Below are 20,650 nucleotides of genomic sequence, written 5' to 3'. Positions count from 1 at the left end.
GGTCAGGCTCCCGAACGGATGGCGGACGGGTTGTCCAGGGCAGCGCCGGCCAGCACCTGCACGCACAGATCCTCGTAGGACAGGCCAGTGGCTCGGGCCGACATCGGCACCAGCGAATGACCGGTCATGCCCGGCGAAGTGTTGATTTCCAGCAGCCAGGGCCTGCGGGTTCGACGATCGATCATCACATCGGCACGGGCCCAGCCCCGGCAGCCCAGCGTCCGGTAGGCCTTGAGCACGATGGCCTGGATGGCCTCTTCCTCGCCGGCGGGCAGGCCACAGGGCACCAGATACTTGGTGTCGTCGGTGAAGTACTTGTTCTGGTAGTCGTAGTTGCCATCGGGTGCCACGATGCGGATCACCGGCAACGCCCTGGCCTGCGCATCGGTTCCGAGCACCGGACAGGTCACCTCGTCCCCATCGATGAACTGCTCGCACATCACCATCGGGTCCTGACTCGATGCCAGGGCGTAGGCCGCTTCGCACTGCTCGGCCGTCATCACCTTGGTCAGGCCAATGGTGGACCCCTCGCGCACGGGCTTGACGATCATCGGCGCTCCCAGCGCCTCGAAAGCCGCAAGGGTTTCCTCGGCACTGTGCACCTGGCGCCAGGCCGGGGTCGGCAGACCCTCGGCCAGCCAGATGCGCTTGGTCATCAGCTTGTCCATCGCCACCGAGGAGGCCATGACCCCAGGACCGGTGTACGGAATGCCGAGCAGCTCCAGCGCACCCTGCACCGTGCCGTCTTCGCCAAAGCGTCCGTGCAATGCGATGAAGCAGCGGTCAAACCCCTCCCGGGCCAGCTCGTCCAATCTGCGCTCGGCAGGGTCGAAAGCATGGGCATCCACCCCCCGGGCACGCAGGGCCGCCAGCACGCCGTTGCCCGACATCAGCGACACCTCGCGCTCGGCCGAGCGGCCTCCCATCAGGACAGCCACCTTGCCCAGCGCCTTCACATCGATCATTTGGTCCACCATGGCCTCAATTCCCTGCCTGACCTTGCCGGGCCAGCTCCATCACCTGTCCGGGCACGGAGCCGATCGAACCGGCGCCCATGCACAGGACAACGTCACCGTCGCGCGCGTTCTCCATCACCGCCTGGGGCATGGCCGCGATGTCGTCGACGAACACCGGCTCCACCTTGCCGGCCACCCGGAGGGCGCGCGCCAGTGACCGACCATCGGCCGCCACGATGGGCGCCTCGCCGGCGGCATACACCTCGGCCAGCAACACCGCATCCGCCTGACCGATGACCTTCACGAAATCTTCAAAACAGTCACGCGTGCGGCTGTAGCGGTGCGGCTGGAAAGCCAGCACCAGACGCCGTCCGGGGAAAGCGCCGCGTGCGGCGGCCAGCGTGGCCGCCATCTCGACCGGATGGTGTCCGTAGTCGTCGACGATGGTGGCGTGTCCGCCGGAGGGCAGCGCCGCCTCGCCGTACCGCTGGAAGCGACGCCCGACGCCCTTGAACTCGGCCAGGGCCTGAAGCACAGCGGCATCGGGGACACCAATCTCCACCGCGATACCGATCGCCGCCAGGGCGTTGAGCACGTTGTGCTGACCTGGCAGGTTGAGCACCACATCCAGATCGGGCAGGACCTCGCCGTTGCGGCGTTGCACCGTGAAGTGCATCTGTCCGCCGACCGCCCGCACGTTGACCGCGCGGATCTGCGCATCCTCGCTCAGTCCGTAGCTGGTGATCGGCCGTGCGATCTGGGGCAGCAGTTCGCGGATCGCCGGATCGTCCACGCAGACCACGGCGGCACCGTAGAACGGCATCTTGTGCAGGAAGTCCACGAAGGCGGCCTTGAGCCGGCCGAAGTCGTGGCCGTAGGTGTCCATGTGATCGGCATCGATGTTCGTGACCACCGACAACACGGGCAACAGGTTCAGGAAGGAGGCATCGGATTCGTCGGCCTCGACCACGATGTACTCGCCCGATCCCAGCTGGGCATTGGCCCCCGCGCTGTTCAGGCGCCCGCCGATGACAAAGGTGGGGTCCAGGTCTGCGGCCGCCAGCACGCTGGCGACCAGGCTGGTGGTCGTGGTCTTGCCGTGGGTACCGGCAATCGCGATGCCTTTGCGCATGCGCATCAGCTCGGCCAGCATCACGGCGCGAGGCACCACGGGAATCAGCCGCGCGTGGGCGGCGACCACCTCGGGGTTGTCGTCCTTGACGGCGGTCGAGGTGACGATGGCATCGGCTCCTTCGATGAAGGCGGCCTCGTGTCCCTTGCAGACCTTCGCTCCCAGCGCCGCCAGGCGGCGGGTGGCCGCGTTTTCGCCCAGATCGCTGCCGGAGACCACATAACCCTGGTTGAGCAGCACCTCGGCAATGCCGCTCATGCCCGCACCACCGATGCCGACAAAATGAATGTGACGGATCGCGTGTTTCATCGTGCGTTCACTCCCGCCAGTTGTTCGCAGGCCGTCACGACCGCCTGCACCGCTTCCGTCTTTTCCATCTGCTTGGCCTTGATGGCCATCTCCATGAGTTGTTCGCGCCGCAGCTCTCGCAGACGCTGGGCCAGCGTCGCCGGGGTCAGCTCGGCCTGGGGCACCAGCCACGCGGCACCGGCATCCACCAGGAAGCGGGCGTTGGCGGTCTGGTGATCGTCGACCGCGTGCGGGAAGGGCACGAACAGCGCGGCCGCACCCACGGCGGCAATCTCGGTCACCGTGCTGGCCCCCGCACGGCCGATGACCAGATCGGCCTGTGCGAAGGCCTTGGCGGTGTCATCGATGAACGGGGTGAGCTCGGCCTGGACCCCCGCGGCCAGGTAGCTGGCACGCAAGGCATCGATCTGCTTCTCTCCGCTCTGGTGGATCACCTGCGGGCGCTCGGCTTCGGGAATCAGGGCCAGCGCTTGGGGCACGGTATCGTTCAACGCCTTGGCGCCCAGGCTGCCACCGACCACCAGCAGGCGCAGCGGCCCGGTGCGACCGGCGAAACGTTCGGCCGGCGCGCCCTGGCGCAGGAAGGCGCTGCGCAGCGGATTGCCGACCCAGTCACCCTTGGACAAGGCACCCGGGAAGGCCGTGAAGATGCGGTCGGCGATCCCCGCCAGGACCTTGTTGGCCATGCCGGCCACCGAGTTCTGTTCGTGCAGCACCAGCGGCTTGCCCAGCAGCGTCCCCATCATCCCGCCCGGGAAGGTGATGTAGCCGCCCAGGCCCACCACCACATCGGGCTTGACGCGCCGAACGACCTGCAGCGCCTGCCAGAAGGCCCGCAGCAGCTTCAGTGGCAGCAGCGCCAGCGTGAGAGGCCCCTTGCCGCGAACGCCCCCGAAGTCAATGGTTTCCAGCGGGATGCCGCGCGGCGGTACCAGCCGGCTTTCCATGCTGCCGGGAGCACCGAGCCAGTGAACGCGCCAACCCCGCTCACGCAGGGCTTCGGCCACGGCCAGGCCGGGGAAAATATGCCCGCCGGTACCGCCGGCCATCACGAGCGCACAAGGGGTCCTCGTGAACGGAGCACGGCTGTTGACATTGCTCATGCCCGACCTCCCCGCATCAGCTGGCGGTTCTCGTAGTCGACCCGGAGCACCACCGCCAAGGCCACCAGGTTCATCAGGATGGCCGACCCCCCGTAACTCATCAACGGCAGGGTCAGGCCCTTGGTCGGCAGGGCGCCCAGGTTCACGCCGATGTTGATGAAGGCCTGGAAACCGATCCACAGCCCCACACCCTGTGCCACGAGACCCGAGAACACCTGGTCGAGGGCAATGGCCTGGCGCCCGATATGCATGATGCGCCGGGTGAGCCAGAAGAACAGGACGGTGATGGTCAGCACGCCCACCAGACCGAACTCCTCACCCAGCACGGCCAGCAGAAAATCGGTGTGCGCCTCAGGCAGCCAGTGCAGCTTCTCGACACTGCCACCCAGACCGACCCCGAAAATCTCGCCACGCCCGAATGCAATCAGGGAATGCGACAACTGGTAGCCCTTGCCCAGGGCATGTTCTTCACTCCAGGGGTCAAGGTAGGCAAAGATCCGTTCGCGTCGCCATTCGCTCATCATGACCATGAGCGCAAACGCCGCGATCACGACCAGGGCGATCAGGAAGAACATGCGGGCGTTCACACCACCCAGGAACAGGATGCCCATGGCGATCACGACGATCACCATGAAAGCCCCCATGTCGGGTTCGGCCAGCAGGAGCATGCCCACCACGCCAACGGCAATGGCCATCGGCATGACGGCACGGAAGAAGCGCTCCTTGACCTCCATCTTGCGAACCATGTAGTCGGCCGCATACAGCAGCACCGCCAGCTTGGCCAGCTCGGAGGGCTGGAAGTTGATGATGCCCAACGAGAACCAGCGTCGGGCCCCATTGACCCCCTTGCCGATGAAGGGCACCAGCACGAGGATCAGCAGGAGCAGGGCCAGCGTGAACAGCCAGGGCGCCATGCGCTCCCAGGTGCGCATGGGAAACTGGAAAGCCACCAGCGCCGCCACGAAACCCATCGCGATGGCCAGACCATGTCGCAACACGAAGTGGGTTTGCGCATAGTTGGCAAAGCGCGGGTTGTCTGGCAAGGCAATCGAGGCCGAGTAGACCATCACCAGGCCCCAGCTGATCAGCGCCACCACCACCCACAGCAAAGGCTGGTCGAAACCCAGTTCGCTGACCGGCGCCTGCTGACGGCCGTCAAAGCGGCGGCTGGACAGGCGGACCGGCAGACCATCGGCACCACCGCCCAGGCCCAGCATGGCCTTCAGACGTTGCAGCGGCGCAAGGGCGTGTGCCATCAAAGGGCTCCTCCCAGGTCCTGTCCGCGCTCGGCGGCGAGCTCGGCCACCGAGTCCACAAACACCTTGGCGCGGTGCACGTAGTTGTCGAACATGTCCAGGCTGGCGCAGGCCGGCGACAGCAGCACGGCATCACCCGGCCGGGCCTGGCTGGCACACAGGCGAACCGCCTCGGGCAGTGTCGAGGCATCCAGCAAGGTGAGACCGGGTTGCTCCACCTGAGCGCGGATGCGGGGCGCGTCCCGTCCGATGAGGACCACGGCGCGGGCATGGCGCGCCAGTGGCTGGGCCAGCGGCTCGAAATCCTGCCCCTTGCCGTCTCCGCCCAGGATGACCACCAGCCGACGCTCCGCCCCCAGCCCCTCGACCGCTGCCAGCGTCGCCCCCACGTTGGTGCCCTTGCTGTCGTCGAAGTACTCGACCTCGTCGATGATGCCCACCGGCTCGACCCGGTGCGGCTCACCGCGGTACTCCCGCAGGCCGTGCAGCATGGGCGCCAGTTGGGCGCCGGTGGAGGTGGCCAGTGCCAGGGCAGCCAGCGCATTGGCGGCGTTGTGGCGTCCCCGGATGCGCAGGGCGTCGGCGGGCATGAGCCGTTGCAGCCAGATCTCTTCCTCGTCGTCGGCCGCGCGGCCCCGCTTTCGGGTTTCGTCCAGCGCCACAGCCCGCACCAGCCATTCCATCCCGTTGACCGACTCGACGCCCCACTCTCCCGGCCTGCGAGGCGTATCCAGCCCGAAACTGGTCCAGGCACGGGCCGGGACCTGCCGGTTGCGGCCACCGATCTTGACGGTGACCAGTCCGGGCTTCATGGCCATGACCTTCGGGTCGTCCCGGTTGAGCACCATGAGGGCGGCGCTGCCGAAGATGGCGCGCTTGGCCTGCGTGTACGCCTCCATCGAACCGTGCCAATCCAGATGGTCCTCGGTCACGTTCAGGACGGTCGCCGCGGTGGGGACCGTTTCCCAGGGGCCACCGGACGTGCCATCGAGCTGGAAGCTGGACAGCTCCAGCACCCAGACCTGCGGCAAATGGGGTGGCTGCGGCGGCTCCGGCGGAGGCGGTGCGATGGGGGTCGGCCCCTCATCTTCCAGCAGGGCTTCCACCTCGGCCAGCGTATCGGCGGCTTCGCCTTCCAATGGCGCGAGGGGTCCCTCCTGATCGACGTTGGCAGGCGCCTCGTCAGTCTTTGGTGCCTCTGCAGCCTCGGCAGCCTGCCGGCGCTCGTCTTCGGCGGTCGCGCAGGCCTCGTGATCCAGGGCCTGGGTCAACACGTCGAGCAAGGCCGGACCGATGTTGCCGGCGACGGCGGTTCGCCATCCACAGCGCTCCATCAGCAGTCCGGTCAGGGACGTGACGGTGGTCTTCCCGTTGGTCCCGGTGATGGCCAGGACCTTGGGACGATAGGGCCAAGCCTCCCGCTTGGACAGATCGGCCAGCGCACGGGCAAACAGATCGAGCTCGCCGACCAGAGGGGTGCCCGTTGACTGGGCATGATGGTGCACCCGCTCCAGCTGTTGTGGCGGCAAGCCCGGGCTGCGAGCGATCAGGTGCCACTCGCGCTGCCCCAGCAGCGCCTCATCAAAGGCGCCATGCACAAATGCCGCTTGCGTGCACTCGCTGCGCAAGGCCGGCAGGTGGGGCGGCTGCTCGCGCGTATCGGCCACCACCACGCGCGCACCCTGGCGCGTGCACCAGCGTGCCATCGCCAGACCCGAGATGCCCAGGCCCAGAATCAGAACGTCTTGATCCTTGAGGTCGTTCATCGCAGCTTCAAGGTGGACAGGCCCACCAGACACAGCAACATGGTGATGATCCAGAACCGCACCACCACCTGGGTCTCCTTCCAGCCCTTCTTCTCGAAATGGTGGTGCAGGGGCGCCATCTGGAACAGGCGACGCCCTTGGCCAAAACGGCGCTTTGTGTACTTGAAGTAGCTCACCTGCAGCATGACCGACAGGGCCTCGACGACGAAGATGCCGCCCATGATGGCCAGCACGATTTCCTGCCGGACGATGACCGCGATGGTGCCCAGGGCTCCGCCCAGGGCCAGCGCACCCACGTCCCCCATGAACACCTGGGCCGGATGGGTGTTGAACCACAGAAAAGCCAGGCCGGCACCGGCCATGGCAGCGCAGAAGATCAGCAACTCACCGGCGCCCGGAATGTGGGGCACCAGCAGATAGCGGGCAAACACGGCGTTGCCGGTCACATACGCGAACACGCCCAGCGCCGAGCCCACCATCACCACCGGCATGATGGCCAGTCCGTCCAGGCCGTCGGTCAGGTTCACCGCGTTGCTGGCTCCGACAATCACCAGGTAAGTCATGACCACAAAGCCGAAGACCCCCAGCGGGTACGCCACTTCCTTGAAGAAGGGCACCATCAGGCCGGCACGCGGCGGCAGTTCGAGCGTGAAGCCGGACGCCACCCAGTCGTAGAAGAGTTCGAGCACCTTCAGGTTGCTCGACTCCGACACGCTGAACGCGAGGTAGAAGGCGGCGATGAGGCCGATGACCGACTGCCAGAAATACTTCTCGCGGGAACGCATGCCCTCGGGATCCTTGCGCACAACCTTGCGCCAGTCATCCACCCAGCCGATCGCACCGAAGCCCAGGGTGACCAGGAGAACAATCCAGACAAACCGGTTGGTGAGGTCAAACCACAGGAAGGTCGACAGCGCAATGGCAAACAGGATCAGCACACCGCCCATGGTCGGCGTACCACCCTTGCTCAGGTGGGTCTGCATGGCGTACTCGCGGATCGGCTGACCGATCTTGAGTGCCGCCAGGCGGCGAATGACGAACGGCCCCGCCACCAGGCCCACCAGCAGCGCCGTCAGCGCCGCCATGACGGCGCGGAAGGTCAGGTACTGGAACACCCGCAGAAAACCGAACTCGGGGCCCAGCCCCTGGAGCCACTGGGTCAGGCTAAGCAGCATGACGCTTCCCCTCTTCTTCTTGTACGGCCTGCAAGGCCTTGGCCACACGCTCCATGCGCATGAAACGGGAACCCTTGACCAGCACGCTGGCCGGGCCTGCCGGATCGGACAGGCTGCTGGCCATGGCCTGCGACAGGGCATCCACATCGTCCCAGTGGCGGGGCGAGGATTCACCCGCCTGCCTCAGCGCCTCGACCGCCTGCCGCATCCAGTCACCGGCGCAATGCACCTCGTTGATGCCGCTGGCCTGCGCATGCCGCAGCACCTCCAGATGGAAGGCCAACCCCTGCTCTCCGACCTCGCCCATGTCGCCGAGCACCAGCAGACGGGGGCCCGGCAACTCGGTCAGGACATTCACGGCAGCAATCATGGAATCGGGATTGGCGTTGTAGGTGTCATCCACCAGGGTGACCTGCCGACCGGCGACCCGCAGGGCCAGGGCGCGTGAGCGCCCCCCCACCGGCTCAAAGGCCGAGAGCCCCCGCTCGATAGCCTCCATCGGCACGCCCGCAGACAGGGCGCAAGCCACGGCGGCCATGGCATTGCGCAGGTTGTGCCTGCCAGCGATGTGCAGGCGCGCAGCGCCCTCACCGGCCGGCGATTGCCAGCGCATGGTCCAGGCCCCGTCCGTCCATTGGGCCGACATCAGGTGCACGTCCGCCTGCGGGTCAACGTCGCTGAAAGTGATCGTCCGGTGGCTGCCTGCCAGCCCCCGCCAGATCGGCGTGTGCGAAGGGTCGTCACTGGGAAACACGGCCACGCCACCGGACCGCAGGAAGCGGAAGACGTCGGCGTTCTCGCGTGCCACCGCCTCGACCGTTGCCATGAACTCCTGATGCTCGCGCTGGGCGTTGTTCACCAGCGCCACCGTCGGCTGCACCAGGCCCGCCAGATAAGCGATCTCGCCAGGGTGATTCATACCCAGTTCAATGACCGACAACCGGTGCGACGGCTGCAAGCGCAACAAGGTCAGGGGCACCCCGATGTCGTTGTTGAGGTTGCCCTGCGTGGCGTGCGCAGCATCTCCAGCCGCCTGACGCAGGATCGCCGCGATCATCTGCGTCACCGTGGTCTTGCCGTTGCTGCCGGTCACCGCTACCAGCGGCAGGTCCATCGACTCGCGCCACAGGCGGGCAAGCCTTCCCAACGCCAACCGGCTGTCGGGCACTTCCACACCCGGCAGGCCGGCGTCGGCCAGACCATGCTCGGCCAGGCCCGCGACCGCGCCGGACTGCCTGGCCTGTGCCAGAAAATCGTGGGCATCGAAGCGTTCACCGCGCAGGGCCACGAACAGATCACCCGCCTGGATGCTGCGGCTGTCCGTGTTGACGCGGCGGATCTCCCGGGGCAACTCGCCGACCTGGCGTGCACCCTGGAGCAAGGGCAACAGCTCGTGCAGGCTGCTCATGCCATCACCTCCGACGGTGCCGGCCAGCGAGCCAGTGCCTCGCCCACCTGCACCAGATCCGAAAACGGACGGCGAACGCCCTGGATCTCCTGATAGTCCTCGTGTCCTTTGCCGGCCACGAGCACAACATCGTCCGCACCGGCCGAACCCACGGCGCGGGCGATCGCCCGCGCGCGATCGGGCTCAACCACCGCCTGTTCGGGGTGCTGCAGCCCACGCTGCATCTGCGCCAGAATGACCAGAGGATCTTCACTGCGCGGGTTGTCGCTCGTCAGCACCACCCTGTCGGCCTCGCGCTCGGCCACCGCCGCCATCAGCGGGCGTTTGACCGGATCGCGATCGCCACCGCAACCCATCACCACCCACAGGCGTCCTCCACGGTGCCGCGCCAGGGGCTGGATCGCCTGCAGTGCTTTTTCCAGCGCATCGGGCGTGTGAGCGTAGTCCACCAGGGCCAGAGGTTTGCCAGCTTCTGCTTTCGCGCGCTCCATCCGACCGGGCACCGGCGTCAATCCATCGAGTGCCTTGACAGCCTCCACCAGGGGGACCCCCAGCGAACGCGCCGCCGCGATCACGCCCAGCAGATTCGACACGTTGTAACGGCCCACCAGGGGCAGACTGACCGGCAGATCCGCCCGCAGATCGCCGGCACGGTCACGTTCAACCACGTGCATCGACAAGCCGTCGTGCGTCATGGTCAGGGCATGGGCCGACAGCCGGGCTGGCGCATCAATGGCGATGGTCCACAGATCCAGACCGCCACGCTCCGCGAGCTCACCGGCCAGTGTCGCTCCGACGGTATCGTCCAGGTTGACCACGGCAGCCGACAGGCAAGGCCAGTCGAACAGCTCGCGCTTGGCCCGCCAGTACGCCTCCATGCTGCCGTGGAAGTCGAGGTGATCCTGGGTGAAATTGGTAAAGACCGCGGTGTGTACCTGTGTGGCATTCAGACGGCCCTCCACCAGACCGATGGACGAGGCCTCCATCGCACAGGCTTTCATGCCCTGATCGACCATGTCGCGCAGGCTCGACTGAAGCAAGACCGGATCGGGGGTGGTCAAACCCGTGGGTACCAGAGCATGGCCGCGATCGCCCGCCAACGGCGGGCGACCAATGCCCAGCGTCCCGACCACGGCGCAGGGCTTGCCAGCGGCCGACAGCAACTGGCCCATCCACCAGGCCGACGAGGTCTTGCCATTGGTGCCGGTAAAGGCCACCACATCGAGCGCCGCGCTGGGGTGGGCGTGAAAAGCGCTGGCCACCGGGCCGGCATTTGCCTTGAGCGAGGGCACCAACAGAATCCGCTGGTCGTCAAAACCGAACGCTTCCGCGCCATCAAGCTCGACCAGCACCGCGGCTGCACCGGCCTGAAGAGCCGCGTTCACAAACCGCCGCCCGTCCGTGGCCGCACCCGGCCACGCGACAAAACCATCGCCGGGGGCGATCTGCCGGCTGTCGCACCGCAGGGCGCCAGTGACTCGGGTACGCAGCCAGGCGGCGATCTCGATGGGGTCCCGAAGAATCCTGCTCATCAGAAGGACTCCTCGACAAAGTCGGTCACGATGCGGGGCTGAACCGTCACATCCGGCTGCACACCCAGGATGCGCAGCGTCTGTTGCACCGTCTCGCTGAACACCGGGGCCGCCACCAGGCCACCATAGAACTGGCCATTCGACGGCTCATCCACCATGACCGCCACGACCACGCGAGGCTGCTCCACCGGTGCGAGGCCAACAAAGAACGACCTGTACTTGCCGATGGCGTAGCCCTTGCCCTCCTGCTTGCGCGCGGTACCGGTCTTGCCCCCCACCGAATAGCCGACCGTCTGGGCCCGGGTGGCCGTGCCCCCCGGCGCTGCGGCCATGCCCAACATCTTGCGCACGGCACGGGCATGCTCCGGGCTGAACACCTGGATACCGGCGCTGGGACCCTCTGCCTTGAACATCGTCACCGGGATGTACTCGCCATCGCGGGCAAAGATCGTGTAGGCCTGCGCGAGCTGAAACAGCGACGTCGACAGCCCATAGCCATAGCTCATGGTGGCCTGTTCGATCGGACGCCAGGTCTTGTAGGGGCGCAAACGACCACCCACGGCCCCCGGGAAGGGCAGCTGAGGCTTCTGCCCGAAACCGGCCTGGGCGAAGATCTCCCACATTTCCCTCGGATGCATCTGCATGGCCATCTTGACCGTGCCTACGTTGCTCGACTTCTGGATGACCTCTTCGACGGTCAGCGCGCCGTTGGGGTGAGAGTCGGAAATGCTCGATCCACCGATCGTGATGCGCCCGGGCGCGGTCTGGATCACGGTGGTGGGCCGGACCAGCCCTTTTTCCAGCGCCAGCGCCGCAATGAACGGCTTCATCGTCGAACCCGGCTCAAAACTGTCGGTCAGCGCCCGGTTGCGCAGCTGTTCACCGCTGAGGTTCTGCCGGCGGTTCGGGTCGTAGCTGGGGTAGTTCGCCAGGGCCAGCACCTCGCCGGTCTGCACATCCAGCACCACGGCACTGCCGGCCTTGGCCTTGTGCGTCTGCACCGCCTCACGCAGTTTCTGGTACGCGAAGTACTGCACCTTGGCATCGATGGACAGCTGCAGATCCGGGCCGTCGACTGGCGGCACCACATCGCGCACGTCCTCGACCACACGCCCAAGCCGGTCCTTGATCACGCGGCGCGACCCGTTCTTGCCAGCCAGCTGCTGGTTGAAGGCCAGCTCGACGCCCTCCTGCCCGCGGTCCTCCACGTTGGTGAAGCCGACCACATGTGCCGCGGCCTCACCCTCGGGATACTGCCGCTTGTACTCGCGCCGCTGGTAGACACCCTTGATGCCCAGTTCGGCAATCTTGCGGGCCACAGGCTCATCCACCTGGCGCTTGATCCAGACAAAGGTCTTGTCCTCGTTCGACAAGCGTTTTCTGAGCTCGGCCAGCGGCATCTCCAGCAGCTTGGCCAGCTCGCGCAGTTTGGGGTCGGCCTTGTCCACATCCTCGGGGATGGCCCAGATGCTCTGCGCCACCACGCTGGACGCCAGCAGCAACCCATTGCGATCGAAGATCTTGCCCCGGTTGGCCGGCAGTTCCAGTGTGCGGGCATAACGCACCTCGCCCTGCCGCTGGAAGAAGTCGTTGCCAAACACCTGCACGTAGGCGGCACGGCCGGCCAGCCCCAGAAACGCGGCAGCCAGGGCAGCCACCACGAACTTGCTGCGCCAGGCGGGCGTCTTGCTGGCCAGCAGCGGGCTGGCGCTGTAGTTGATGCTGCGGCTCATGGGCGAGCCCCCTGGCCGGTCGGGGTGGCCTCGGCCGTCTGCACATACTGCGTGATGCCCGGCGTGACCGGCCGCATCTTCAGACGACGCGTGGCAATCAGCTGCACCCGGGCGGCAGCCGCCTGGGCGCGCTTTTGCACCACCAGTTGCTCGTGGTCGGCCGCCAGTCGCTTGGACTGGGCCTGCGCCTTGTCCACCGCGGCATACAGACGGCGCGACTCATACTGGGTATGCACCAGGTAGAACGCGCTGGCCAGCACGGCAGCCAGCAGCATCAGGTTCAACCGGATCATGCGGCCGCCTCCGTGCGCGTGGCCACACGCATCACCGCACTGCGGGCGCGCGGGTTGGCCGCCACCTCGGCCGTGGACGGCATCACGCGGCCCACGTCGGTCAGGGGCATGGGGCGAGGCTCTGCGAACGGCGCACGGCGGTCCACCACGGCGCGCGAATGCAGCGCCATGAAATGCTTGACCATGCGGTCTTCCAGCGAATGGAAACTGATCACCACCAGCCGCCCCCCGGGACGCAACACCTGCAGACTCGCCTCTAGCGCCTGCTGCAGCTCTTCAAGCTCGGCGTTGATGAAAATCCGAAGAGCCTGAAATGTGCGCGTTGCAGGGTCCTTGCCCGGCTCGCGGGTTTTGACCGCGCCAGCCACGACTTCGGCCAGTTCGCCGGTGGTTCGAATAGGGCCCCGTTCCTGTCGGCGACGATCAATCGCCTTTGCAACCTGTTGAGCAAACCGTTCTTCGCCATAGTCACGGATGACCTCCGCCAGGGTTGAAACCTCGACCGTCTCGAGCCATTGCGCCACGCTCTGCCCACGGGTGGTGTCCATGCGCATGTCCAGCGGGCCATCGTTGCGAAAAGAAAAACCCCGGGCGGGGTCGTCGATCTGGGGAGAGCTGACGCCAAGATCCATCAGGATCCCGTCGGCACAGCCGCCGCCAAGCTCCCCCAGGTGCCGAAAGCCCTCGTGCCGCACCACCAGCCGGGGATCCCCGGCCGCCAGTCGCTGCGCCTCGGCCACCGCCAGCGGATCCTTGTCGAACACCGTGAGCTGACCTTGGGGTGACAGCTGCGACAGGATGCGGCGCGAGTGCCCCCCGCGCCCGAAGGTGGCGTCGACGTAGCAGCCATCCGCCCGGACAGCCAGTGCATCGACGGCCTCCTCCAGCATGACGGTCTGGTGTGTCCATGTGCTGTCCACCATGCGCCTCAGAAGGAAAAGTCCTTGAAGACGTCAGGCATCTCGCCCTTCATGGCTTCCGCCTCCTGGACGGCGTAGGCCTGGGCATCCCACAGCTCCAGGTAGGAGCCCATGCCCAGCAGCACCGCTTCCTTGGTCAGGCCACCGGCGGCCCGCAACTCGGGAGAAATCAGCACACGACCGGTGGCGTCCATGTCCACATCCATGGCGTTGCCCAGGAAGATGCGCTTCCACCATTGCGCCTGCATGGGCAGCGCGGCAATCCGCTCCCGAAAGCGCTCCCATTCGCTGCGGGGGAAAATCATCAGGCAGCCGTGGGGGTGTTTGGTGATGGTCAGCTGACCGCTGGACTCGCCCAGGGCGTCACGAAGCCGGGTCGGCACGGACAGCCGACCCTTGGCATCGAGACTGAGAGAGGTAGCACCCTGGAACACGCAACCGCCTTAAAAAGACACTTTTCACCACTTAATTGCACTTTCTCCCACTGTATCAGGAAATGCAGGCACCGCAAGGGTGCGGACTCGCTTTTTTTGTAATGAAATCAACCACTTAGAAGCGAAACCAAGAGTAAGCGAGCGCAAAAAGTGAAGCAAAAGCAAGCACTTAGGAAGGGCACTGAATGTGAAGCTTCAAAACCCTTCGACCCGCAAGTCTTTGTAACTGGCCGATGACCGGTACCGTCGGGCCGCACAAGCAGACCGGCCGCGCACCCTGACGGATGCGCGGCCGGTCTGCCTGGCAGGGAGTCGCTCAGAGGATGTAGCGCGAGAGATCCTCGTTGCGGCTGAGCTCCCCCAGGCGCTCGTCCACGTAGGGGGCATCAATGGTGATGGTCTGATCCTGCAGACGGGCAGCGCCGAAACTGACCTCGTCCAGCAGGTGCTCCATCACGGTCGCCAAGCGGCGGGCACCGATGTTCTCGGTACGTTCGTTCACGTCGCAGGCAATCTGCGCCAGACGGCGAATGCCCTCGGGCGTAAACACCAGCGTCACGCCCTCGGTGGCCAGCAGCGCCTGGTATTGCTTGACCAGGCTGGCATGCGTGCTGGTGAGGATGGCCTCGAAATCGTCCACCGACAGCGACTGCAGTTCGACGCGGATGGGAAAGCGCCCCTGCAGCTCGGGAATCAGGTCGCTCGGCTTGGACAGGTGGAACGCGCCCGAGGCAATGAAGAGGATGTGGTCGGTCTTGACCATGCCGTACTTCGTCGACACCGTCGTGCCCTCGACCAGCGGCAGCAGGTCGCGCTGCACGCCCTGGCGAGAAACCTCGGCGCCACTGCCCTCACTGCGCGAGGCCACCTTGTCGATCTCGTCGATGAAGACGATGCCGTTCTGCTCGGTCGCCTGCAGGGCGCGGGCCTTGATGTCTTCCTCGTTGACCAGCTTGCCCGCCTCCTCGTCGATCAGCAGCTGCATGGCCTCGCGGATCTTGAGCTTGCGCTTGCTGCGCCGACCCTGACCCAGCTGGCTGAACATGCCTCGCAACTGCTCGGCCATGTCCTCCATGCCGGCCGGGCCCATGATCTCCATGGCCGGCCGGGGCTCGGCCAGATCGATCTCGATCTCCCGGTCATCGAGCTGACCTTCGCGCAGCTTCTTGCGAAACGCCTGCCGGGCCGTGCTGTCCGGATTGGGCTGCGGCTCGCCGGAGACCCCTCGCGGCGGAGGCAGCAGCACATCCAGAATGCGGTCTTCCGCCGCGTCCTCGGCGCGCATGCGCTGCTTGCGCATGTCGGCCTCTCGCACCTGCTTGACCGCCATCTCGACCAGATCACGAATGATGCTGTCGACATCCTTGCCAACATAGCCCACCTCGGTGAACTTGGTGGCTTCGACCTTGATGAAGGGGGCATCGGCCAGACGGGCCAGGCGGCGGGCGATCTCGGTCTTGCCCACACCGGTGGGACCGATCATCAGGATGTTCTTGGGCGTGATCTCGGGCCGCAACTTCTCGTCGACCTGCTGACGGCGCCAGCGGTTGCGCAAGGCAATGGCCACCGCGCGCTTGGCGCCGGCCTGTCCGATGATGAAGCGATCCAGCTCGGAAACGATTTCCTGGGGCGTCATGGAAGACATGGCTCAAAGCACCTCGACCGTGTGATTCATGTTGGTGTAGATGCACAGCTCACCCGCAATTGCAAGCGACTGGCGCACCACCTCCTCGGCGCTGAGCTGCGTGTGGTCCACCAGCGCCTTGGCGGCCGCCTGCGCGTAGGCACCGCCGGAACCGATCGCCACGATGCCATGCTCGGGTTCCAGCACATCCCCGTTGCCGGTGATGATCAGGCTGGCCGTGTGGTCGGCCACCGCCAGCATGGCTTCCAGGCGGCGCAACACGCGGTCGGTGCGCCAGTCGCGCGTCAGCTCGATGGCGGCCCGCGTCAGGTGTCCCTGGTGCTTTTCCAGCTTGGCTTCAAAGCGCTCGAACAGGGTGAAGGCATCGGCCGTGGCGCCAGCAAAACCGGCCAGCACCTTGCCATGGTAGAGCTTGCGCACCTTGCGGGCTGTGCCCTTGACCACGATGTGGCCCAGGGTGACCTGCCCGTCGCCGCCGATGGCGACCTGCACACCATCGGGTGTCTGGCGGCGCACACAGACAATGGTGGTTCCGTGAAAAGATTCCATAGTGGGAGGAGATGGGGGCGACCGGACCGGACTCAAGCCCGGATGGCAAGGGACCGCGCGAAAAGCCTGGGGGCAGGCCGCGCGGGCTCAGTCGTTGCGCAGGACCACCTTGGCGTACTCGGTGATGCCGATCACATGGAAGAAGGCCGAGACCAGCCGGTGGACATCCACAAACTGCACCAGACGGCGCTCAGCGTGGTGCGCGGACACCCAGTTGAGCAGGGTTCCGGCGGCAGAAAAATCCACGCGAATGAGGTTGCGGCAGGAAATGATCATGACGTCGGCGCCTTTCAGGCGCACTTCCATCTGATCAAGAATGGCTTGTGGATCGCCCCTGATCTCGCCGGAGAGCTCGACGAGACCCAGCTGGTTGAGCTCAGCCCCCTGCGAGTCGAATGCCGACTCCCCGTGATAGCTGGAAGGCACCGACTCCATGACCGATTCGCCCAGCACCGAGACCGATCCGTTCTCGGCGTCGTCTTCGGCCACCGACGCATACTGGCAGCGCGGACGCTCCCAACCCGGGGGCGACACCTCGTAGGTGACGCAGAAATCCAGTGCCGTCAGCTCGAACTCGTCCGGGCGGTTCATCAGCCGCAGCAATGCCATCCGCAACTCCCACCAGAGTTGCTCGACATCGCGGCGACCCGAGGGGGTCAGCTCCTTGAGCACCTCCCGAAGCCGGGAACCGCCCGCAAAGCGCAGGGACACATCCTGGTCACCCCACAAGGTGAAGACCCCCAGCAAGGCCCTGGCTGCCTTGACGTCGATGGTCTCCACCGCGGTCCAGTCCAGTACCCAGGGCTGGGGCACGCGAAGCAGCACATTCTGCAGCGTACCCACCGAATGGGCATCCAGTTCGGCATCGCAGACCCATGCGGCGCGGGACGGGCCAGTGGCGACCGGCACCGGCTTGCCAGCCAGCTTGCTGACCTCCCCGGGCATGTCGACCCATTGCGGCGCCGAGCGACCGAAGCGGTTGACGAAATCCACCGCCCGGCTCTCGAACGGCACGAGCTGCCCGGACGCCCGATACAGATCGAACAGGGCGAGCCAGTCTTCAATGACGTCGCATTTGGGGCCGCCGTCACTGATGACCTCCAGCAGCCCTTGCTCGGCACCGGCATCGTCTCCGTTCGCGAAGCGGATGGCCGCCTCTTCGACCTCGGGATCCTGTGCAATCTCCTGCACATCGAGCGCGTAGAAATGAGAGGCCGAAAACGAATGCGCCCCGCTGCCCGACCGGGGCGCCATCAGGCCCGTGCGTCCGTGGGACGAGGCGCTGTGAGCCTCAGGCAAGGGCGACTGAGCAGACATCTGCGCATCCTGCCGGGGCTGAGGCTGGCGGCGCGCACTGTGGCCTGCAGAGGCATCCGCGGGTGCGGCCGATGCAGACAAGGGCATCGGTTCTGTGGGCGACATCGGCAAGGTCGCCATGTCCGCCGTCACGGCGGGGTCCAGCGGTGAGCCCTCGGTTTCGCCGTAGGCCTTGCGCTGCTGGGCTTCGGCATGCCTGGCAGCCACCTCCGCTTCCCGCTCCCGGCGGGCGGCGCTGGCAGCCGGCACGGTCTGGCCGCTGCCTGTGGCGCCCGAGTCCGGCCCTTTGGTCTTCCACCACTGCATGGACATCTGGGCCTCGATCTCGTCGATCTTCTTGAGCGTCTCGGCCCGGTCATCGGGCTTGGAAGGCATGCTGCTCTGGAAGAAGGACGGACGCAGGCCCGGTCCATCGCTGCCGGTGCTCTCGCGGCTGCGGATCTTGCGAAGCATGTCGAACTCGCGCTTGCGCACGAAGTCGTTGCGCCGCTTGCGCTCGATCATCTCCTTGAGCGCTGCCTTGCTGTACTCGCTGTCGCGGTCAGAGGTACGCGTGTCCAGGTCCGACCAGCTCGTGGTCGGATGACGCACGAACTTGACCACCTTGGAGAGAAAACCGCCGTTGGAGTCGTCCTTGGACATGAATGCGCAGGATCGGGTTCGATACAGCGGCGCTTCAGTCGCCGAACATTTTCTGCTTGAGCTCGCGGCGCTGCTGGGCTTCCAGCGACAGGCTGGCCGTCGGGCGCGCCATCAGGCGACCGACACCGATCGGCTCGCCCGTTTCCTCGCAATAGCCGTAGTCACCCGAATCGATGCGGGCAATGGCCTGTTCAATCTTCTTGAGCAGTTTGCGTTCCCGGTCACGCGTGCGCAGCTCCAGCGCGTGCTCCTCCTCGATGGTGGCGCGATCGGCCGGATCAGGCACCACCACAGTGTCTTCACGCAGGTGCTCGGTGGTTTCACCGGCGTTGGCCAGCATGTCGGCCTTGAGCAGCTGCAGCTTGCGGCGGAAGAAAGCCAGCTGCACGTCGTTCATGTATTCGCCGTCCGGCATGGCCAGCACGTCCGCATCGGTCAGCTGGTCCAAAGGCACGGACTTCCAGTTGTTGGCCCGCTTGGGGTCTTTCTGGAGGGGCATGGTCACGGAAGGGGTCATCACTCGTTCACTGATAGGGGTAAAAGTCGCCTTGGCGGCATCGGGTGCGTGCGTCGGGACAGCCGCCACCGGCGCCACCGCCAAGGCCGCCGCCTTCGCAGCCGCTTTGGCCGACACACGCGGCACAACGGGCGAAACTGGCGCGGCCGGCGGGGTCACCGTCGCATTTTTTGCCATTCTCTCCGGTTTGGGCGCCGGTGTGGAAGAAACTGCAGGCTTGGACGCTTTCGCGGGCGAAGAAGCCGGCTTGGACGAAGACTTGACCGGACTGACCGCCTTCTTGTCAGGCACTGCGGTCACGGTTTCGGAGGCCTTGGTCGCCTTTCTGGATCCGGCGGCCACCGGCGCTGCCTTTTTCGCTGGCACCTCCTTGGCTGCCGCTTTCAACGGCTTGGCGACCGTCTTCTTCACGACCGCAGGCCGGGCGACCTCCGGTTTGCGCGCCGCCGCTGTCGCGGTTTTGTCCTTGGCCGCCGGCCGCGTCGCAGACGACTTGGCGGTGGCAGCCTTGGTGGCAGGCTGCCGGGTCGTCGCTGGCTTGGTGGCCGTGGCTTTCACAACAGGTCTCCTCTCTGATCCTGAAGATGATCGGACGTCGGGGCGCGCCTGGCCGGATCCCTCAGGATCCTTGCCGACGCCTGTCGTCGGACGAGCCGACGCTGTTGTTGTTATACCCGCTTTGGTGACCGGTGTTTTCGGAGCACCGGCTTTGTCTGACCGGCTGGCCTTGCCGGCCGGTTCGGGGCGCGATTGTAACGACGCCCGCTCATTCGGGGCTTTCGCCGGGGATGAGGGAAACCCGAGGCGTTGGAGAAGTGAGACAAACAGCACATCAGACCCCTTGATCGTTCATGGCCGTCCGGTCCCCCTGCCCGCTCAGACCAGCGACTGCGCCAGCCCCTGCTCCAGAATGTCCCGCGGCAGGTCGATGCCGATGAACACCATCTTGCTGACCCGGGGCTCGCCATCGGCCCATTGGGGCCCCAGATCGCTGCCCATCAGCTGATGCACACCCTGGAAAATCACCTTCCGGTCGGTGCCCTGCATGTTCAGCACACCCTTGTAGCGCAGCATGCGGGGACCGTAGACCTGCACGATGGCGCCCAGGAAGTCCTCGAGCCTGGCGGGATCGAAGGGGCGATCGGCACGGTAGACGAAGCTCTTGACGTCGTCATCGTGATGGTGATGGTGCCCGTGGTCATGCCCGTGGCGGTGCGAGGGGTGGTTGCAGTGCTCGCCATGCTCATGGTCGTGATCGTGGTGGTCATGGCCATGGTGGTGGTCGTGGTCATGCCCGTGATCGTCCACCTTGAGAAAGTCCGGATCGATGTCCAGCTTGGCATTGAGGTTGAAGCCGCGCAGGTCGAAGACATCCTTGATGGGCACTTCACCGAAATGCACCGTGCGCACCGGCGCCCGCGGGTTCATGTGCTTGAGCCGGTGGATCAGGGCATCCACCTCCTCCTGACTCACCAGATCGGCCTTGCTGATGAACAACTGGTCAGCAAAACCCACCTGGCGCCGGGCTTCCTGGCGGTCGTTGAGCTGCTGGGCTGCATGCTTGGCGTCCACCAGGGTCAGGATGGAATCGAGCAGGTATTGCTCGGCCACCTCGTCGTCCATGAAGAAGGTCTGGGCGACTGGGCCGGGGTCGGCCAGGCCGGTGGTCTCGATCACCACGCGCTCGAAGTCCAGTTCGCCCTTGCGCTTCTTCTGGGCCAGATCGGCCAGGGTGGCGCGCAGGTCGTCGCGAATGGTGCAGCAGATGCAGCCATTGCTCATCTGGATGATGTTTTCCTGCGTGTCGGCGACGAGGATCTCGTTATCGATGTTCTCTTCACCGAACTCGTTCTCGACCACGGCGATCTTCTGGCCGTGCGCCTCGGACAACACACGCTTGAGCAGCGTGGTCTTGCCCGAGCCAAGAAAACCGGTGAGGATGGTGGCGGGAATCAGGGCCATG

Annotated in this window: 17 protein-coding genes; all 17 read right to left on the bottom strand. The window is 65.8% G+C overall.

Annotated features, from left to right (window positions below):
- Nucleotides 1-2: 2 nt before the first annotated feature.
- On the bottom strand, nucleotides 3-977 hold the full coding sequence (locus ACFQNJ_RS03035) for a D-alanine--D-alanine ligase (RefSeq protein WP_382253740.1): 975 nt from the start codon (nucleotides 975-977) through the stop codon (nucleotides 3-5).
- Nucleotides 978-981: 4 nt separating this feature from the next.
- Nucleotides 982-2,397 (bottom strand): UDP-N-acetylmuramate--L-alanine ligase, encoded by a 1,416-nt coding sequence (gene murC / locus ACFQNJ_RS03030; protein WP_382253739.1) that lies wholly within the window; start codon nucleotides 2,395-2,397, stop codon nucleotides 982-984.
- Nucleotides 2,394-3,500, bottom strand: coding sequence for an undecaprenyldiphospho-muramoylpentapeptide beta-N-acetylglucosaminyltransferase (gene murG, locus ACFQNJ_RS03025; protein WP_382253738.1), 1,107 nt, complete (start codon nucleotides 3,498-3,500; stop codon nucleotides 2,394-2,396). Before murG ends, murC begins: the two co-directional genes overlap by 4 nt.
- The gene (gene ftsW, locus ACFQNJ_RS03020; protein WP_374640985.1) at nucleotides 3,497-4,756 is read right to left on the bottom strand and encodes a putative lipid II flippase FtsW; all 1,260 of its coding nucleotides are present in this window, start codon (nucleotides 4,754-4,756) and stop codon (nucleotides 3,497-3,499) included. The genes murG and ftsW overlap by 4 nt, the downstream gene beginning before the upstream one ends.
- Entirely contained in the window at nucleotides 4,756-6,522 is a 1,767-nt protein-coding gene (murD, locus tag ACFQNJ_RS03015; protein ID WP_382253737.1) for a UDP-N-acetylmuramoyl-L-alanine--D-glutamate ligase, read from the bottom strand. The genes ftsW and murD overlap by 1 nt, the downstream gene beginning before the upstream one ends.
- Nucleotides 6,519-7,697: a phospho-N-acetylmuramoyl-pentapeptide-transferase gene (gene mraY, locus ACFQNJ_RS03010; RefSeq protein WP_374640983.1), complete on the bottom strand. Its 1,179-nt coding sequence runs from the start codon at nucleotides 7,695-7,697 to the stop codon at nucleotides 6,519-6,521. Before mraY ends, murD begins: the two co-directional genes overlap by 4 nt.
- Nucleotides 7,687-9,105, bottom strand: a complete 1,419-nt coding sequence (locus ACFQNJ_RS03005) for a UDP-N-acetylmuramoyl-tripeptide--D-alanyl-D-alanine ligase (RefSeq protein WP_382253735.1) — start codon at nucleotides 9,103-9,105, stop codon at nucleotides 7,687-7,689. Before ACFQNJ_RS03005 ends, mraY begins: the two co-directional genes overlap by 11 nt.
- Nucleotides 9,102-10,637, bottom strand: a complete 1,536-nt coding sequence (locus ACFQNJ_RS03000; RefSeq protein WP_382253734.1) for a UDP-N-acetylmuramoyl-L-alanyl-D-glutamate--2,6-diaminopimelate ligase — start codon at nucleotides 10,635-10,637, stop codon at nucleotides 9,102-9,104. The genes ACFQNJ_RS03005 and ACFQNJ_RS03000 overlap by 4 nt, the downstream gene beginning before the upstream one ends.
- Nucleotides 10,637-12,370 (bottom strand): peptidoglycan D,D-transpeptidase FtsI family protein, encoded by a 1,734-nt coding sequence (locus ACFQNJ_RS02995; protein WP_382253733.1) that lies wholly within the window; start codon nucleotides 12,368-12,370, stop codon nucleotides 10,637-10,639. Before ACFQNJ_RS02995 ends, ACFQNJ_RS03000 begins: the two co-directional genes overlap by 1 nt.
- The gene (ftsL, locus tag ACFQNJ_RS02990; protein ID WP_374640979.1) at nucleotides 12,367-12,663 is read right to left on the bottom strand and encodes a cell division protein FtsL; all 297 of its coding nucleotides are present in this window, start codon (nucleotides 12,661-12,663) and stop codon (nucleotides 12,367-12,369) included. The genes ACFQNJ_RS02995 and ftsL overlap by 4 nt, the downstream gene beginning before the upstream one ends.
- The gene (gene rsmH / locus ACFQNJ_RS02985) at nucleotides 12,660-13,583 is read right to left on the bottom strand and encodes a 16S rRNA (cytosine(1402)-N(4))-methyltransferase RsmH (protein WP_382254586.1); all 924 of its coding nucleotides are present in this window, start codon (nucleotides 13,581-13,583) and stop codon (nucleotides 12,660-12,662) included. Before rsmH ends, ftsL begins: the two co-directional genes overlap by 4 nt.
- A gap of 8 nt (nucleotides 13,584-13,591) precedes the next feature.
- Complete coding sequence (gene mraZ, locus ACFQNJ_RS02980; RefSeq protein ID WP_382253730.1) at nucleotides 13,592-14,017, bottom strand: division/cell wall cluster transcriptional repressor MraZ; 426 nt, start codon at nucleotides 14,015-14,017, stop codon at nucleotides 13,592-13,594.
- A gap of 316 nt (nucleotides 14,018-14,333) precedes the next feature.
- Nucleotides 14,334-15,662 (bottom strand): ATP-dependent protease ATPase subunit HslU, encoded by a 1,329-nt coding sequence (gene hslU, locus ACFQNJ_RS02975; RefSeq protein WP_382253729.1) that lies wholly within the window; start codon nucleotides 15,660-15,662, stop codon nucleotides 14,334-14,336.
- 3 nt (nucleotides 15,663-15,665) lie between these two features.
- Complete coding sequence (gene hslV / locus ACFQNJ_RS02970) at nucleotides 15,666-16,211, bottom strand: ATP-dependent protease subunit HslV (RefSeq protein WP_374640975.1); 546 nt, start codon at nucleotides 16,209-16,211, stop codon at nucleotides 15,666-15,668.
- Nucleotides 16,212-16,298: 87 nt separating this feature from the next.
- The gene (locus tag ACFQNJ_RS02965; RefSeq protein WP_382253727.1) at nucleotides 16,299-18,170 is read right to left on the bottom strand and encodes a hypothetical protein; all 1,872 of its coding nucleotides are present in this window, start codon (nucleotides 18,168-18,170) and stop codon (nucleotides 16,299-16,301) included.
- Between the two features lie 34 nt (nucleotides 18,171-18,204).
- The gene (dksA, locus tag ACFQNJ_RS02960; RefSeq protein WP_382253726.1) at nucleotides 18,205-19,245 is read right to left on the bottom strand and encodes an RNA polymerase-binding protein DksA; all 1,041 of its coding nucleotides are present in this window, start codon (nucleotides 19,243-19,245) and stop codon (nucleotides 18,205-18,207) included.
- A 318-nt stretch (nucleotides 19,246-19,563) separates the two neighbouring features.
- Nucleotides 19,564-20,649, bottom strand: a complete 1,086-nt coding sequence (locus ACFQNJ_RS02955; RefSeq protein WP_382253724.1) for a CobW family GTP-binding protein — start codon at nucleotides 20,647-20,649, stop codon at nucleotides 19,564-19,566.
- Nucleotide 20,650: the final 1 nt, after the last annotated feature.

The organism is Hydrogenophaga bisanensis (genome assembly GCF_042665135.1).
Lineage (GTDB): Bacteria > Pseudomonadota > Gammaproteobacteria > Burkholderiales > Burkholderiaceae_C > Hydrogenophaga > Hydrogenophaga bisanensis.
The sequence above is the reverse complement of the archived record's forward strand: the minus strand, read 5'-3'. Positions and strand labels throughout refer to the sequence as shown.

Coding starts and splice junctions, on each gene's coding strand:
- ACFQNJ_RS03035 (WP_382253740.1), bottom strand. CDS start 977: ATGGTGGACCAAATGATCGATGTGAAGGCGCTGGGCAAGGTGGCTGTC.
- murC (WP_382253739.1), bottom strand. CDS start 2,397: ATGAAACACGCGATCCGTCACATTCATTTTGTCGGCATCGGTGGTGCG.
- murG (WP_382253738.1), bottom strand. CDS start 3,500: ATGAGCAATGTCAACAGCCGTGCTCCGTTCACGAGGACCCCTTGTGCG.
- ftsW (WP_374640985.1), bottom strand. CDS start 4,756: ATGGCACACGCCCTTGCGCCGCTGCAACGTCTGAAGGCCATGCTGGGC.
- murD (WP_382253737.1), bottom strand. CDS start 6,522: ATGAACGACCTCAAGGATCAAGACGTTCTGATTCTGGGCCTGGGCATC.
- mraY (WP_374640983.1), bottom strand. CDS start 7,697: ATGCTGCTTAGCCTGACCCAGTGGCTCCAGGGGCTGGGCCCCGAGTTC.
- ACFQNJ_RS03005 (WP_382253735.1), bottom strand. CDS start 9,105: ATGAGCAGCCTGCACGAGCTGTTGCCCTTGCTCCAGGGTGCACGCCAG.
- ACFQNJ_RS03000 (WP_382253734.1), bottom strand. CDS start 10,637: ATGAGCAGGATTCTTCGGGACCCCATCGAGATCGCCGCCTGGCTGCGT.
- ACFQNJ_RS02995 (WP_382253733.1), bottom strand. CDS start 12,370: ATGAGCCGCAGCATCAACTACAGCGCCAGCCCGCTGCTGGCCAGCAAG.
- ftsL (WP_374640979.1), bottom strand. CDS start 12,663: ATGATCCGGTTGAACCTGATGCTGCTGGCTGCCGTGCTGGCCAGCGCG.
- hslU (WP_382253729.1), bottom strand. CDS start 15,662: ATGTCTTCCATGACGCCCCAGGAAATCGTTTCCGAGCTGGATCGCTTC.
- hslV (WP_374640975.1), bottom strand. CDS start 16,211: ATGGAATCTTTTCACGGAACCACCATTGTCTGTGTGCGCCGCCAGACA.
- ACFQNJ_RS02965 (WP_382253727.1), bottom strand. CDS start 18,170: ATGTCCAAGGACGACTCCAACGGCGGTTTTCTCTCCAAGGTGGTCAAG.
- ACFQNJ_RS02955 (WP_382253724.1), bottom strand. CDS start 20,649: ATGGCCCTGATTCCCGCCACCATCCTCACCGGTTTTCTTGGCTCGGGC.